Origin of the sequence: Lacimicrobium alkaliphilum, assembly GCF_002591895.1 — a bacterium.
GTDB lineage: Bacteria > Pseudomonadota > Gammaproteobacteria > Enterobacterales > Alteromonadaceae > Lacimicrobium > Lacimicrobium alkaliphilum.
The window spans coordinates 16,752-31,166 of the sequence record NZ_NISX01000004.1 but is presented as its reverse complement, the minus strand read 5'-3'; the positions used below and the strand labels follow the sequence as shown (position 1 = coordinate 31,166).

The 14,415-nt window shown below is 50.2% G+C and carries 15 protein-coding genes, 2 tRNA genes and 1 riboswitch; of the genes, 12 read left to right on the top strand and 5 right to left on the bottom strand.

The window, feature by feature from the left end; all coding sequences use genetic code 11:
• Positions 1–12: 12 nt before the first annotated feature.
• From CDA54_RS04865 to CDA54_RS04855, 3 genes are all read right to left on the bottom strand, one after another.
• Entirely contained in the window at positions 13–2,541 is a 2,529-nt protein-coding gene (locus tag CDA54_RS04865; protein ID WP_099033894.1) for an efflux RND transporter permease subunit, read from the bottom strand.
• Positions 2,542–2,661: 120 nt separating this feature from the next.
• Positions 2,662–3,051 carry a rhodanese-like domain-containing protein gene (locus CDA54_RS04860; protein WP_229748064.1) on the bottom strand — a complete coding sequence of 130 codons (390 nt, stop codon included), beginning with the start codon at positions 3,049–3,051 and terminating at the stop codon, positions 2,662–2,664.
• Positions 3,048–3,800, bottom strand: coding sequence for a sulfite exporter TauE/SafE family protein (locus CDA54_RS04855; protein WP_180237116.1), 753 nt, complete (start codon positions 3,798–3,800; stop codon positions 3,048–3,050). The genes CDA54_RS04860 and CDA54_RS04855 overlap by 4 nt, the downstream gene beginning before the upstream one ends.
• A gap of 95 nt (positions 3,801–3,895) precedes the next feature.
• Here CDA54_RS04855 and CDA54_RS04850 point away from each other — a divergent pair, with 95 nt between their 5' ends.
• From CDA54_RS04850 to CDA54_RS04840, 3 genes are all read left to right on the top strand, one after another.
• Complete coding sequence (locus CDA54_RS04850) at positions 3,896–4,762, top strand: MBL fold metallo-hydrolase (protein WP_099033892.1); 867 nt, start codon at positions 3,896–3,898, stop codon at positions 4,760–4,762.
• A 250-nt stretch (positions 4,763–5,012) separates the two neighbouring features.
• A tRNA-Arg gene (locus tag CDA54_RS04845) sits at positions 5,013–5,089 on the top strand.
• Between the two features lie 425 nt (positions 5,090–5,514).
• A complete protein-coding gene (locus CDA54_RS04840; protein ID WP_099033891.1) occupies positions 5,515–5,736 on the top strand; it encodes an addiction module protein in 222 nt (73 codons plus the stop codon).
• Positions 5,737–5,974: 238 nt separating this feature from the next.
• On the opposite strand, the gene CDA54_RS04835 is transcribed toward CDA54_RS04840, so the two are convergent.
• On the bottom strand, positions 5,975–6,370 hold the full coding sequence (locus tag CDA54_RS04835; RefSeq protein ID WP_099033890.1) for a hypothetical protein: 396 nt from the start codon (positions 6,368–6,370) through the stop codon (positions 5,975–5,977).
• Positions 6,371–6,406: 36 nt separating this feature from the next.
• On the opposite strand from CDA54_RS04835, the gene CDA54_RS04830 reads away from it, so the two are divergent.
• From CDA54_RS04830 to rimI, 9 genes are all read left to right on the top strand, one after another.
• Entirely contained in the window at positions 6,407–7,144 is a 738-nt protein-coding gene (locus CDA54_RS04830; RefSeq protein WP_099033889.1) for a serine hydrolase, read from the top strand.
• 152 nt (positions 7,145–7,296) lie between these two features.
• A complete protein-coding gene (locus CDA54_RS04825; RefSeq protein WP_099033888.1) occupies positions 7,297–7,887 on the top strand; it encodes a DUF502 domain-containing protein in 591 nt (196 codons plus the stop codon).
• 128 nt (positions 7,888–8,015) lie between these two features.
• Positions 8,016–8,131, top strand: a riboswitch (TPP riboswitch).
• Between the two features lie 64 nt (positions 8,132–8,195).
• Entirely contained in the window at positions 8,196–10,268 is a 2,073-nt protein-coding gene (locus tag CDA54_RS04820; protein ID WP_099033887.1) for a TonB-dependent receptor, read from the top strand.
• A 9-nt stretch (positions 10,269–10,277) separates the two neighbouring features.
• Entirely contained in the window at positions 10,278–10,553 is a 276-nt protein-coding gene (locus tag CDA54_RS04815) for a hypothetical protein (protein ID WP_099033886.1), read from the top strand.
• Positions 10,550–11,182 (top strand): nicotinamide riboside transporter PnuC, encoded by a 633-nt coding sequence (pnuC, locus tag CDA54_RS04810; protein ID WP_229748062.1) that lies wholly within the window; start codon positions 10,550–10,552, stop codon positions 11,180–11,182. The genes CDA54_RS04815 and pnuC overlap by 4 nt, the downstream gene beginning before the upstream one ends.
• Complete coding sequence (locus CDA54_RS04805) at positions 11,172–11,963, top strand: phosphotransferase (RefSeq protein WP_099033884.1); 792 nt, start codon at positions 11,172–11,174, stop codon at positions 11,961–11,963. The genes pnuC and CDA54_RS04805 overlap by 11 nt, the downstream gene beginning before the upstream one ends.
• 78 nt (positions 11,964–12,041) lie before the next feature.
• Positions 12,042–12,118, top strand: a tRNA-Trp gene (locus CDA54_RS04800).
• Positions 12,119–12,373: 255 nt separating this feature from the next.
• On the top strand, positions 12,374–12,847 hold the full coding sequence (locus CDA54_RS04795) for a hypothetical protein (protein ID WP_099033883.1): 474 nt from the start codon (positions 12,374–12,376) through the stop codon (positions 12,845–12,847).
• Positions 12,820–13,290, top strand: a complete 471-nt coding sequence (gene rimI, locus CDA54_RS04790; protein WP_099033882.1) for a ribosomal protein S18-alanine N-acetyltransferase — start codon at positions 12,820–12,822, stop codon at positions 13,288–13,290. Before CDA54_RS04795 ends, rimI begins: the two co-directional genes overlap by 28 nt.
• A 36-nt stretch (positions 13,291–13,326) precedes the next feature.
• Here rimI and CDA54_RS04785 read toward each other — a convergent pair whose 3' ends face one another.
• Positions 13,327–14,334 carry a sensor domain-containing diguanylate cyclase gene (locus tag CDA54_RS04785; RefSeq protein ID WP_180237115.1) on the bottom strand — a complete coding sequence of 336 codons (1,008 nt, stop codon included), beginning with the start codon at positions 14,332–14,334 and terminating at the stop codon, positions 13,327–13,329.
• Positions 14,335–14,415: the final 81 nt, after the last annotated feature.

Below are 14,415 nucleotides of genomic sequence, written 5' to 3'. Positions count from 1 at the left end.
TATTTCTCCTGTTTATTTATCGCTACCAAATAACCACTTACGGGTCAGCGCCATCACTGAAGGCAGCATCACCAGGGTGACCAGTGCCGAAATTGCCATAATCGACGCCAGAAATACGCCCACAGTGATATAAGGCACCAGGGGCGCAAACAGCAAAGGCGTAAAACCCATAGCAATCACAATGGCGTTACGTGATATGGCCCGGGCGGGCTCTTCAAACATCAGTTTCAGGCTTTGTTGCCAGTTCTGCTGTTTGGCCCAGGTGGCCCGGAAGCGTTCGATAAAGTGAATGGCAAAGTCCACCGACAGGCCCAGGGTCAGGGCTGAGAGCACGGCTATTGGCATATCATAGTCTTTGCCAATCCAGCCGATCAGGCCGTAAATCAGGGTAATAGTCAGGGTTAATGGCAACATGGCCAGAATACCGAAGCTGACTGAGCGGAACAGCAACATCATCATCAGCATCACAATCACAAAGGCACTGACCAGGCTATCGAGCATGCCCTCTACCATTTGCTGTTGCCAGACCACATTTAAGTAAGCCTTACCGGCCCAGTCTGTTTGCAGGCCGTCGGGAAGAGGGTTAGCGGCAATATAGTCTTTCACCAGGGCCACAACCGCAGTCATATCTTTATTATCGCCACTGGTCAGTTGCAGCCAAATCAGACTCTGACGGTAATCAGGCGTCACAAAATGCCACAGATCCTGTGGGCGATGAGAAGACTGATATTGCAACAGGGTCTGAGATACGCCATTGGCGGTATCCGGCAAAGCAAAGTCTTTGTCTTCACCGCTGCGTAGCTCACGGTTAACGGTTTTTACGATATCGCTCAGGGAGTTGGACTTACCCACCAGACCACTGTCTTTAAGGTGTTGCTGTAAACCGCTCATATAGTTAAGAACAGCCGGGTTTAAAAAGGCCTTGCTCTGACTCTCGAGTTTTTCCAGCTCAAGGGCCAGTTCAGTGAGGCGATCCGACTCATCCATATCCAGCTCAAAGCCTTTATCATAAATGGCACTGATCAGCGTCGACAGGCTGCTGCTGGCATCAAATTGCTGTTGCTGCTGTAACAGCCAGTTGGCGGTATTTTGTGACAGTTCTTCACTATCTGCGATTTCTGCCAGTAGGGCTTTAACATCTGCACTGGCATCCCCCTGTTGCTGCATCACCAGATAAGCATCATAGGTGCCGGCGAAGTGTTCATTCAGCACCCGATCGGCGATGCGCAGTTCGTGATCGGCCTTAAACCAGCGCACCGGGTTGTCGTTGATCTGGATCTGGCTGATGCCCCACACAGCGAGTGCAAACAGCGCAATAAAACCAGCCAGCCAGAGTTTGGCGTGGCTGCCCGCCAGCCTGCCGAGGCGCACCAGCGCAGGCGCAAGTTTAGATTGACTCTCATCGGGCAGTTTCTGAGTCAGATTCAGCAGGGTTTTTTCACTCAGACCGCTTAAATAAGCAGGTACAAATATCACGGTCAGCAAATAGGCCAGCATAATTCCAAAGCCCACAAAGGCACCGAAGATCTGTACCGGCGGGATAGGGGTGATCATCAGCGATAGAAAGCCGACAGTAGAAGTAATGGAAGTAAACAGCATCGGCGTAAACAGGTGGCCCATTACCTCTTTTAATACCTTTTTGACCTCGTCACCGGGCTTATAACGATCAGCAAACTCCGACAGAATATGTACCGAGTCCACCACCGCAATGGGCATCAGGAAAATAGCGATCATCGATGACATAATATGCACGGTAAAGCCCATGCCGATCAGCAGGCCCATAGTGATCAACACCGTTGCCATGGCGACGATCATAGGCGCGATAATAAAGGGGATATTGCGGAAAAACACCCACAGCAGAATAAAGATAGTCAGCCCCGCCAGCGGCGCACTGATCCCCATCTGCACAAACATCTCATAACCGAACCGGTCTTCGGCCACCGGCAAGCCGGTAATGTGCCACTCGTCCTGGCTGTCTAATTCACTGATTTTACTGCGCAGTTGCTGGGCAATGGCATAGCTTTGGTTTTTATCGGTAATGGGCACATAGAGTGCCGCGGCCTGGCCATCGCCGGAGACTAACGTATTGTATAAAAGCGGCAGGCGTTCGGCTTTGTCACGAATTTCACGGGCTTGCTCGTCGGTTTGTGGGACGGTTTTCATCATCCACTCAAAGCGGATAGTGCCAGGCTCTTGCTGATCGATATTGTCCACATTGGCCAGTGACATCAGATCGGCCTGCACCACACCCTCGATACCTGTGGCGAATTCAGTCAGGCTGACCAGATGGCTCAGGGTTTTTGGATTGTAAATACCATCAGGATTAACCACACCCACCACCACCATATCGTGCATGGAAAAACGGGTTTTGGTCTGATTATGGAATTCTCGCTGGGGATTGTCCTGCGGCAGCATATTCTCCGGATCGGTATCGATCTGGATGCCCGGCAACTGGGCGACAAAAACCAGGGTCAGAATCAATAAGCCCCAGTACACCAGCTTGCGTTTCGCCGTGACCAGTTCGATTAGTTTGTCAGCCATAACCACCCTTAAATACAGTAATTGCTAATTTAGAAATAAACGAAATATAGTTCAAAAAAACAGGCTGTCAATTATTAATTCAGATTTCTCTAAATTACACGACAGCCTTTTCAGATCGTGTTAAGGGGTCTCAATCCGAAGATCCGCTTTCTTCCAGGCTTCAAAGCCACCATCTACCGAGTAGACTTTATCAAAGCCCATTCTCATTAATGACTCGGTGGCCAGAGCACTGCGAGCGCCGCTTCGACAATAGAGGTAAAGCTCGCGCTGGGCCAGTTCTTCCAATGGCGACTCTGCGCCTTTCACCTGTGGCAGTTCGGTGAGACTGGTTTCCAGAATGCCGCGGGGCAGGTTAACCGCGCCCGGAACAAAACCCTGGGCATACTCCTGCGGCTCGCGCACATCGATGATCACAATCTGATGAGCAAGCTGTTGTTCCAGTTCTTTGATGGGCACTTCTTTGATCCCGGCTTTGGCTTCAGCCACTAACTGTGGTGCGGTTTTAATCATAAGTATTCTCCTAAAGTCTGAGTCAGAATAAATGCGGCTAATATCACCAGTAATAGTGCAAAGCCTTTTCGTAACCTGTGCTGTGGCCAGTTAACTGACCAGCGCTGCCCCAGCAGGCTGCCGACCACGCCCATTGCGGCCACTAACAGTAACAGTAACCAGTCAAGTTCGCTTTGCTTAGGCAACAACCAGGCGTTTTTAGCAAAGCCTGTCCAGGCGCTGGCACTAATCAGCACTAAACTGGTGGCTCTGGCGCGAAAAAAATCCAGTGGGGTAAACCTGAGTATAGCGGGCACCAATAAAAATCCCCCGCCAACGCCGGTAAAACCCGTGAGCATGCCTACTGCGGTGCCGACACCGAGCATTATGGGCAGACTGGCTTGTTTATCATCCAGGCGGACTTTCCCACTGTACATAAAGTGACTGGCCATCAGCATCAGTAACGCAAATACTGTTAATTGCATTACACCAGAGACCAGGCCGCCAAGCCAGGCACCCATGTAGGCACCGAGCATACCGGTGATGCCAAGGCGTAAAGCCAGTTGCCAGTCAACCAGACGTTTGCTGCGACTGAGCAGCAATGAGAGCGAGCTGATGGCCGCTACAATAAACAGTGCGCCGGTAATAGCCAGCTTGGGCTCATGGCCTGCCAGATACACCAGTACGGGTAATGCCAGCACGGCACCGCCGGAGCCAAAAATGCCCAGACTAAGACCTATACTGGATGCTGCAAGTAAGACCAGTGTCACCAAAACTCCAAAAAGGAATAACTTATAACCATTGGTTGTATAGTAATTCGTATTTTGCTAAATTACAAGGGCGTTCAGTTAATGAGGAGCAACAGATGTCATTACAGGTACAGGCTTTTTTTCATCAGGACACCTCAACCCTGTCTTATCTGATTTTTGATGCACAAGCCAAAGAAGCGGCAATTATCGACCCGGCGCTGGATTTTGATTACGCGGCCGGGCACACCAGTACTGAATTTGCCGACCAGTTGATTCAGGCGGTGAAAAACAATGAGCTGTCTTTAAAGTGGATTCTGGAAACCCATGCTCATGCAGACCACCTGACGGCTGCCCAACATATCCGCGCCGAACTGGGCGGTAAAATTGCCATTGGCAGCGGTATTACTCAGGTACAGCAGACCTTTCAGGGCTTATTTAATCTAGGAGATACGCAGGACGTGCAGGGGCGGGATTTCGACCATCTTTTTGCCGAGGGCGATACCTTTTCAGTGGGGCGTTTTCAAGGCCGGGTGATTACCACGCCGGGCCATACCAATGACAGTCTGACCTACCTGATTGACGGTAATGCCTTTGTGGGCGACAGCCTGTTTATGCCCGACGCCGGTACGGCACGCTGTGATTTCCCCGGTGGCAGCGCCAAACTGTTATTTGAATCCGTACAAAAGCTATATGCGCTGGATGATGACACCAGGATTTATGTCTGCCACGACTATCAGCCAGAGGGAAGGGAGCTTCGCTATATGGCCACGGTTGGGGAACATAAGACCAGCAATATCCATATCAGTGCCAGCACCTCTATTGAGGAGTTTGTGCAAAAACGTGAAAAGCGGGATAAAACCCTGGGTATGCCAAGGCTGATTATTCCCAGTATTCAGGTCAATATCCGCGCCGGCGAACTGCCGCCGGCGGAAGAGAATGGTGTTCATTATCTGAAAGTGCCGGTAAATCTATTGGGCAGGTAAATTGAAGGCGCTCCGAACGTCCAAATCCGACCACGTAAAACACTAAAATCACAAACAAGAGCTTTCCACCACGGAGGCACCCAGCAGCCTTAGATGACACAACAAAGTAAAACTGTACTAATACTGTGCTCAAAGGTGCTGGACAGGCAGAGAATACAGAGAAGGGCAATACTAATGCTTGAATAAATCCGGTCATTCTGTAAAATGCGCCCTCGCTTTGGCAGTCAGCTGCTAAAGTTAAAAAGTTTCAGGACGCATAGCTCAGCTGGATAGAGTACTCGGCTACGAACCGAGCGGTCGGAGGTTCGAATCCTCCTGCGTCCGCCATATAAACGAAAAAAGCCCCGATGTAGTTTATCGGGGCTTTTTTCGTTTATACGCGGCCCAATGGGGTGAGAACCTCCTAAGGTTCGACTAAAACGCCGGGAGCGTTTTTATTCGCTACATCCTTGTAGCTCACCTGCTTCGCAGGCCAGCTAAAGCTGTTCTGCATTGCTCCTGCAATGCTTGGTGAACGCGCGAAGCACGGCCCGAAGGGGCGAAGGTGGAATCTTCAGGCGCACCGCGCCGCCCGCCTGAACCCTAGGTCGTGGAAGACCGAGCTGGGGGCCGATCATCAGGGATGTGTTTGCTCGATTACTTGATTGTGCTCAAAGGTAAGAAGTATGATCCGGAGCAATCTTTCTTCGATTGAGTTATTTCTCTGGCATTGCTAAGCTGACATAAGGTTTTACTAAGGTCTTGCTGATTTTATGATCACAGTTGAACAGCTAAAACAGTTATCTACTGCCGAGAAACTTCAAGTCATGGAAACCTTGTGGCAGGAACTGACTTCCAACCCTGAGACCATTCCCGCATCACCATCCTGGCATCAGCAAGTTTTACAGAAAACGGAGCACTCAGTAAGAGAGGGAACTGAAGTCATTCATGACTGGGATAAAGCTAAACAACAGCTGCGTGATAAATTTAAATGAAAATAGCGGTTCTCGATGCTGCGCTAAACGATTTGGCAAATGGCCGTTCGTTTTACCAGCAGCAAGGAGAACATTTGGGTGACTACTTTTTGGATTCACTCTTTAGTGATATTGATTCGTTAGTTTTATTTGCAGGTATCCACACATGAAACGCGCCAATTAGCTTTGCTGGTCTGATATGGGTCAGTGTGCGCAGTCTGCAGGACAGTGAGCAGCGGCACTGGACCGACTACCCACCTTAACGCCTGACTTCTACCAGATCACTGTCTGCCAGCCGGGATTTGACTACCGCCAGCTTGGATTCGCTATGGCTAAGATCAAAGTTTAACCGAAAGCGGTTTTTGGCCAGCTCTTTGTGTTCGGCTTTACCTGTGTCGATATTAACTCTGTGCAGAAGTGCGGTATTTTCTTTGTGAGCCGTGTAATACAGCCATTCTCCGTTTATTTGCCAGCGATTGGGCTTCACAGCGGGTAATTGGGTCAGCAGGCGAGGGGAACGATCAACCTCAACAACGTAGGCGTTCAGTTGCGGGTCTATCATAATATGGCGCTGTTTATCAATACTGACTTTAGCCAGATAGCCGGTTTCTGCGCGCACATGCTCTTCAGATGTCAGGCTGTATCGGTATAACACGGGCCTGTTTTTCTCCAGCCGGGCATAAATTAACGCATCTCCTGTGACAGTCCACAAAGGCGGGTAATTTTTGTCGATACCAAACTTATTCAGAATCTATTTTTACTGCTGTACCTGCTGTTAATTTCCCAGGCCTGGGCAAGCCAACCTGTACCGGATAACCTGGAGGATCTCGGTCAGGCAATAGATAAGATTCGCTCAGAAACAAATACACCGGGTATCGGAGTGAGCCTGCTGCAAGCTGACGGTAATCTCTGGTTTCACGGCTCTGGTTTTGCGAACCTGAAAAAGCATACCCGCATCAATCAGGATACGCAGTTTCGTTTCAGCTCTGTTTCCAAGATGCTGGTGAGTCTCTCTGTCCTGAAGCTGGTTGATCAAGGCGTGCTGAAGCTGGATGACAAAGTGGCAGAGCTGGCAGATTCCTTTTTGCGTCTTATTCCCTGGCCACTGCGTGTGACTGAAAACAGTACACAATTATCGGTACCCTTTGCTGGCCCGGAACGCCGGCTTATTGCCGATGCCACTAACGGGTTTAAGCAGCAATCAACAGGCAAAGTGGTACTGGTCAAGACTGAGGATCCTGTCGCCGGTGAAGTATTGCATTATGGTCCCCATACACTGAAAAAGGTCAGTCTGCTTAGCGCCTATCTGCCCAGGATCGTGCTGTTGCTATGGCTTGCTGATATTTCTGAACCTGACTATTGCACTTTACCTGTTATCACAGGGGCTGGTTGGTGTCAGGCTATGGGGTTAATGCCATCGGCCCAATAACTTTGGGCCTGCGCAAAGGTGATTGTGACTTCTGCGCATGTGTTTGCACTAGGCCACAAAGGGTGAGAGCGCCTCCTCAGGTTTGACCATTTTCCCTTTGCCCTTACCAGTGCTACATTGGCTGTTGTGATTTAACACTGCCAGGAACACCGATGACGTCCATCTCTCAGACCTTTGCCAAAGGGTTACTCTTTTCGCTTCCTATTGCCATTACCCTGGGGGCGCTGTACTGGTTTTTCAGCTGGGCGGAATCCTTGCTCAGCCCTTTGCTGGAATATGTGTTGCCACCGGGCTGGTATGTCACCGGGATGGGGGTGTTATCCGGTCTAGTGATTATTTTTTTGTTGGGGCTGCTGGTACAGGCCTATTTACTGCGACAGATATTTGAGTGGCTGGAAAACAGCCTTAACCGCATACCGCTGGTGAAAACCCTGTATGGCAGCGCCCGGGATATTATGCGCTTATTCTCCAGCTCAGATCAGCACGAATTGCAAAAAGTGGTGTTGGTAAGGATGCACGAGGATATTCGTATGATTGGTTTTGTCACCAATGAGGATATTGATTTTGCCAATGACGATGATGTGATTGCCGTCTATGTGCCACTGAGTTATCAGGTGGGTGGGCACTTACTTTATTTGCCCCGCAGCCGCTGTGAGCCGCTGGATATGCCAGTGAAGGCCGCCATGCAGCAGGTGCTGACGGCCCACATCAGCCAGTCAAAACCAGTAAAACATCCGGTCTGATTTTCTATCAAATGGCAGGATAAGAGCCAACAATAATCTGCTATACCTTGTCTGGTGAGTATTTGCAGCTTGCGCTTGTATGCAGGCTTGCTACAATCCGCGCCAGATTTGTCGCTCAATGCACAAGTCCATTAGCCAAGGGGTGCCGCAAGGCTGAGATCCGTATCTGCTGAAAGATGCAGTGGTGGGAACCCTTAAACCTGATCCGGATAATACCGGCGTAGGAATGGTTCGGGGCCTGCCCCAAATATCTCCCATTGACCTGCCGTAATACCGGATCTTTTCACACTAAACGAGAAGATCCCTGAATGACAACAGTAAAAAACACTCTATATCTGGCCGTGGCACTGGCTTTTTCTGCTAACGCACAGACGAGCAGCGACGAAGCTACCGGCCTTGAACATATTCTGGTTACGTCTGATTTCAATGCGCAAAATCTACAGGTGGTGCCGTCCAGCATTTCAGTCATTGGTCAGCAGCAGATTACCGAGCGTCAGGCCCAGCATCTTGAACAGATCCTGAATGTGGCCCCCAATGTCAACTTTGCCTCCGGTGCTTCCCGCGGTCGTTATGTGCAGATCCGCGGTATCGGTGAGCGCAGCCAGTTTTCTGAACCCGTTAATCCATCAGTCGGTGTGGTGGTGGATGATGTGGATTTTTCCGGTGTTGCCGCCATCGGCACTCTGTTTGATGTGCAGCAGGTTGAAGTATTAAAAGGCCCTCAGGCCACCGAATTTGGCGCCAATGCTCTGGCCGGTGCGATCAAGATCCAGACTACACCGGCAGGTGCAGATCAGGCTTCGCGCCTGAGTCTGAGTCTGGCCGAGCACAACACCTGGTCGGCCGGTGTGGCTCATGGCGGCGATCTTACTGACAAGCTGGCCTACCGGGTGGCACTGCAGCAATATAAAAGTGATGGCTTTATTGAAAACATCCATCTGGATCGGGATGACACCGGCAATCGCGACGAGCTGACATCCAGAATCAAACTGGCCTGGCAGGCAAGCGAAGATCTGAGTCTGGATTTGAATTACCAGTACTTTGATATCGACAATGGCTACGATGCCTTTTCACTGGATAACGATGATAAAACCCGCTCCGATGAACCTGGCTTTGACCGTCAGGAATCCGATGCGCTGAGCCTGAAGGCCGACTGGCAACTGTCCTGGGGGCGGCTGTTGGCTATCGGCGCGCTGTCCGATTCGGATATTGATTATGGCTATGATGAAGACTGGACCTATGTAGGTTTTCATCCCTGGGAGTACAGCTCCTTCGATGCCTATTATCGCCAGCGTGACACCAAATCTCTGGAGCTACGGGCTATCTCCGATGACAGTTCCCGGCTTTTTACTGGTACCACCGACTGGGTCTTGGGCCTGTATGGCAAATCCGTTGATGAAGACTTGCTGCGCCAGTATACCTATGCCGAGAACGATTTTCAGAGCACCTATCAGCCTGATAACCTGGCCTTTTATGCACAGACCCGTACGCATTTTAATCACAGCACCCGCCTGACCGCAGGGTTACGGATCGATCGTTTTCGCATTGACTACCATAACAACGCCGGTTTCACTGAATCTCTTGAAGATACCATTGTTGGCGGTAAGTTGGTGCTGGACCATTCTGTAGCCAGCGGAGCAATGGTATATGCCGGTATTTATCGTGGTTATAAAGCCAGTGGTTTTAATCCCGACGAGCGGGTGAGTGAGGAACAGCGACTGTTTTCTCCTGAATACAACTGGAATTATGAGATTGGCGTAAAAGGTAATACGGACAATGGCCATGTGCGTCTGGCGGCGTTTTATATGGAGCGCAAAGATACCCAAATCAGCGATTACGATCTGCAGTACAGAGACGACGGTTCCGCCACTTTTATCGATATTATTGATAACGCGGACAATGGCACCAATTACGGTCTGGAACTGGAAACAGAATGGCAGCTCCATTCTTCATTAAGTGTATTTGCAAACGTCGGCTGGCTGCGGGCTACATTCGAGGGCTATGATCGCGCCGATGGCTCTTATGTGGAAGAGCGAGATCAGGCCCAGGCCCCCCGTTATACCTTTAATCTGGGGCTGGACTGGGATATCACTGACAGCCTGCGCTGGCATATTGAGGCCGATGGTAAAGACAGTTTCTATTTTTCTGATGGCCATGATGAGCGCTCTGACAGTTCCGTACTGGTAAACAGCCGTTTGTCCTACTCACAGCAGGACTGGACTCTTTCAGTGTGGGGGCGCAATATCTTCGACCGTGAATATCAGGTACGTGGATTCGGCGGTTTCAGCAATGATCCCCGTGAGTATTATGAGATCCCCAAACCCTACTATCAGTTCGGTGACGGCCGTATGCTGGGTATCAGTCTGGACTATTTATTTTAAGGAAGAGCAATGCAAAACAATCAGGCAAACAAACTGGTAGCGGAGATATCGCTGTATCCGTTGGCGGAAAAATATATTGCGCCGATCCAGAACTTTATTGAACGCTTGAATCAGTATCCGCAACTGGAGGTGGACACCAGCATGACCAGTACCCGGGTCAGTGGCGATTATCTCCCCACCATGGAGATTCTGGCCAAAGAGATGCAGCGCAGCCATCAGGAAATTGGCCAGGCCATTTTTGTGTGTAAATTCTTAAATGGCGATGCCATGGGTAGCGGCCAGTGAGCGACACAATGGCGTTACTGGCCAGCCAGTGGGCCAGTCAGTCGGGCTGGGAAATTATCGCTGTGGTTTTGGCTCTGGCGTATGTATGGCTGGCTGCCAGACAAAATATCTGGTGCTGGCCCTGCGCACTGGTCAGTACGGCCATCTACAGCTGGTTATTCTGGGAGCACACGTTGCCATTACAGACGGTATTGAATGTGTATTATCTTGGGATGGCAGTGTATGGCTGGTGGCACTGGCGTGCGTTAGCTAACAATGACAATGACAATGGCGAAAAAGAAGTAACAACGCGCCCTCTGGCCTACCATCTGGTTGCTGTGGTAACACTATTGCTGATTTCGATTTTACTGGCAGGTGTGCTGCGCCCGTATTTCAATGCACAGTTTTTGTATGTGGATGCGCTGGTGACCGTATTCAGCCTGTTTACCACTTATCTGGTTACGCAGAAAGTGCTGGAGAACTGGCTATACTGGATTGTCATCAATATGCTGGCTGCATGGTTGTATTGGCAGTCGGGATTATTGCTCACTGCCGTTTTATTCCTGGGCTATTTCGGTTTTGCCGTGTATGGCTATATCAAATGGCGCGGCAGTTACCTGAATCAGTCGCCAAGCCCCTATGCTGCCTGAAGCTGTCAGCGCTGAATTGCGTCTGCTGGATTTTATCGGCACGGATTTTCAGCTTAAGGCACTGCCATGCGGCGCAATAAATAGTAGCTATGAATTACAGGCAGGTAATCACCGTTATTTTTTAAAATGTTTTGCTAAAAACACGCCAACCCGGCTAGACCGCCGGGCCCTTTTTGCCATGCAGAAACAACTGGCTACGGCCGGGCTGGCGGCTGAGCCTGTGTATTTTTCTGAAACCGGTGAATTTGTGCTGGAAGCCTGGCAGGACTTTAAAACCCTAGAGGATATTGATGTCAGCACTGATGAGAAAGTGCTGATACTGGCCGGGCGCATGGCACGTATCCATCAACAACCTGTTCATTGCCCTGAACTGGATCTGATATCAGACTGGAGCCGATATCTTAAGCTCGCCAGAATAAGCTGCGGTGCATTGTATAATAACGTGGCGAAGTATGAGCGGCACTGGCGGGCACTATCTAAAAACACCTTTTGTCACCATGATCTGGCCTTTGCTCATATTTGTATTGAGCCCCAGGGTATGGTGCTGGACTGGGAGTATCAGGCCCGCTCGGTGGCTGAATTTGATCTGGCCTGTGCGGTTCTGGTTAATCAGCTGGATGATCGCTATGCGCGAGCGCTGGTCGAACGCTATGCCAGTGCAATGGAGCAGGACAGCCTCGCGCTTTGGCTACAGACTCAGACGATGTTACCGCTGGCAGAACTGACCTCGGAACTATGGTATCTGGCCGCTGAAGCTGGCAGGGAACAGACGGGTGATTAACTTTTGTGCGATCGAAACTCATCACAGGGAATTTTCTTTACCTTTGGTTGTGCATGGGTATAATTCTGCCTCCATTGCAGGGGTGTAGTTCCAATTGGTAGAACAGCGGTCTCCAAAACCGATGGTTGGGGGTTCGAGTCCCTCCACCCCTGCCAGCTTTCAAGAAACCTGCCTCAATCGCAGATTTTTTTATGTCCATGGATGGACGGGCTGGTGATTATAAGCTACTTCCCTGTAACTCACCTGCTTCGCAGGCCAGCTAAAGCTGTTCCATGGTGTTCCATACGCCATGGTGCTCCTGCATAACCTGCACTTCCGCCCTCCCTGGCGGTCGCATGCCTGCAAGGTCCCCGGTTTTGTGCTGTTGTTTTTATTCTTTGACCTGAACACTTCATGGTAAGCTTTATCAGATGAAAGCCTTAAGTTCCTATCAACAAGCGATTCTGACTGAACTCGGTATTGTTCAGTGGCAATTGCGTTCGCCCGAACACCTGGCCTTTTCCCGTGACGAGTCGCTGAGCCAAACGGCTGCAGTTTCAGCTCCATCTGAGCGCCCGGAGCAGGAGCCGCCGATTGCAGCGACATCGCCAGCGAGTCAACCTGAAGCCGATCGGCCTTTAACTGATAATCACACAGACTCTGATAAGATGCCGGCAGCGGTGTCAGCACCGAATCCGTGTGAAATGGTGGATAATCAGCACCCGATGTTTAAAGATATTCAGCTGGCGCTGAAATCGCAGCAGCGAACAGAGGAATGGCAGTGGCAGATTGGTGATACGCTCAGCTTTGATGGTAATACACTCTGTGCTCCCACGCCGCAGATATTAGCTCACAGCCCCGAACTCAAAAGACAGCTATGGCAGCTATTACAACAGCACCTTTGACGTTCAGCCAGATCCATAGCCACAACTATGACGGTGCGTTTCATTTGCAATGTGCCTGTCATTCTTATCCCTGGTCTCGCTCCACCTTCGCCAGTTGTCTGGCACCACCGTATTTCGCCTGGCAACTGACCGCCAATGAGCAGTTGATAGGCTTTTACGTGGGCCTGCAGGTGCTCAGGGAAGCCACACTGATGGATATCGGCCTTGCCCCTTCAGCCAGGGGGCAGGGGATGTCCTATCTGTTGCTGAAGCATTTTTTTTCTCAATGCCGGGAAAAGAATATCGAAGAAATCTGGCTGGAGGTAAGGGTGTCTAATCAGGGCGCTATTCATCTCTATCATAAAACCGGATTTGAACTTATCGAAAGGCGTAAAAATTACTATCCCTGTGCAGAAGGCCGCGAAGATGCGCTGATTATGAAATATTCATTTGCGCAGCTGTGACATTCTGTCAGCGGCCAACGTGCTGTCTGGCCAGAGTCATTCGCTCTTTCCGGTGATAATTTTATCACTAAAAACCAGAGTATCTTTGCCCCTGGATTTGGCCTGGTACAGAAGTAAATCTGCGGTGTTTATCACATCTTTCAGCTGACTCTGTTCCTGAAGTGCGCAGCTGACTAACCCTATACTCATGGTGATGTTTTCGTTTATCGCCGTGCCATTATGATTAATGCTGAGTGTTGACAGCGCTTCGCGGATATCTTCAGCCAGTTTATGCGCCCCTTCAACGGTGGTGTCCGGTAAAATAATGACAAACTCTTCGCCGCCATATCGGCAAGCCAGGTCGGTGGGACGTTTTATCGCATGATGCAGCAAGCCACCAATCTGCGCGAGACAGCTATCACCTGTAGGATGCCCGTAGGTGTCATTAAACTGTTTAAAATCATCAATATCCAGCATCATCAGCGACAGTGTGCCATTGCTCCGGGTTAGTCTTGATACTTCCAACTCCAGAACCTGATTAAAGCGTCTTCGATTTGACAGGCCGGTGAGGGAATCGGTATATGACTGATGCTCCAGTCTGGCCATAGCCTGATGCAGCGCCTGCGTGCGTTCGGCCACCTTCTGTTCCAACTGGTTATTCAGCGTTTGCAGTTCGTCCTGCACTTCCATAAAGCGGGTAAGGTTGCGGGCTGTGCCCCAGATATGTGTGACTTTGCCAGAATTGTCGAGGATAGGGACTAATATGGCCTCGAAATAGAATTTTTTACCCTTGAGTCTGGGGCGCTGTGCAACAATCTGAGTCTGGCCACTGTTAAGGCAACGATGATAGTTGGCTATTAACTCGTTCCACTCCGGCCCTTGTCCCGCAATTTCACTAAGCAACGTGCCGGGCTGCTGTGCTGGCTCGATATTCAAAGCGGCCTGGTTAGCCATCACCATTTCAAAGTCATCCGCAACCGGTTTACAGATCCAGAATGGTTCATCGGATGTTCGCCAGAGTTGTTCGAAAAAGTACTGTAGTTGCTGACTATCAAAACTTTCCATTTGTTTCATTCCTTCGACCGCTTTGTGGCTGTCAATTATGCGCCTGATGAGTTTTTAGATCACTCCGACTGTGTATTAAAG

Coding starts and splice junctions, on each gene's coding strand:
- CDA54_RS04795 (WP_099033883.1), top strand. CDS start 12,374: ATGAAAGCCTTAAGTTCCTATCAACAAGCGATTCTGACTGAACTCGGT.
- CDA54_RS04820 (WP_099033887.1), top strand. CDS start 8,196: ATGACAACAGTAAAAAACACTCTATATCTGGCCGTGGCACTGGCTTTT.
- CDA54_RS04805 (WP_099033884.1), top strand. CDS start 11,172: ATGCTGCCTGAAGCTGTCAGCGCTGAATTGCGTCTGCTGGATTTTATC.
- CDA54_RS04865 (WP_099033894.1), bottom strand. CDS start 2,541: ATGGCTGACAAACTAATCGAACTGGTCACGGCGAAACGCAAGCTGGTG.
- CDA54_RS04825 (WP_099033888.1), top strand. CDS start 7,297: ATGACGTCCATCTCTCAGACCTTTGCCAAAGGGTTACTCTTTTCGCTT.
- CDA54_RS04815 (WP_099033886.1), top strand. CDS start 10,278: ATGCAAAACAATCAGGCAAACAAACTGGTAGCGGAGATATCGCTGTAT.
- CDA54_RS04785 (WP_180237115.1), bottom strand. CDS start 14,334: ATGGAAAGTTTTGATAGTCAGCAACTACAGTACTTTTTCGAACAACTC.
- CDA54_RS04860 (WP_229748064.1), bottom strand. CDS start 3,051: ATGATTAAAACCGCACCACAGTTAGTGGCTGAAGCCAAAGCCGGGATC.
- CDA54_RS04840 (WP_099033891.1), top strand. CDS start 5,515: ATGATCACAGTTGAACAGCTAAAACAGTTATCTACTGCCGAGAAACTT.
- CDA54_RS04850 (WP_099033892.1), top strand. CDS start 3,896: ATGTCATTACAGGTACAGGCTTTTTTTCATCAGGACACCTCAACCCTG.
- rimI (WP_099033882.1), top strand. CDS start 12,820: ATGGCAGCTATTACAACAGCACCTTTGACGTTCAGCCAGATCCATAGC.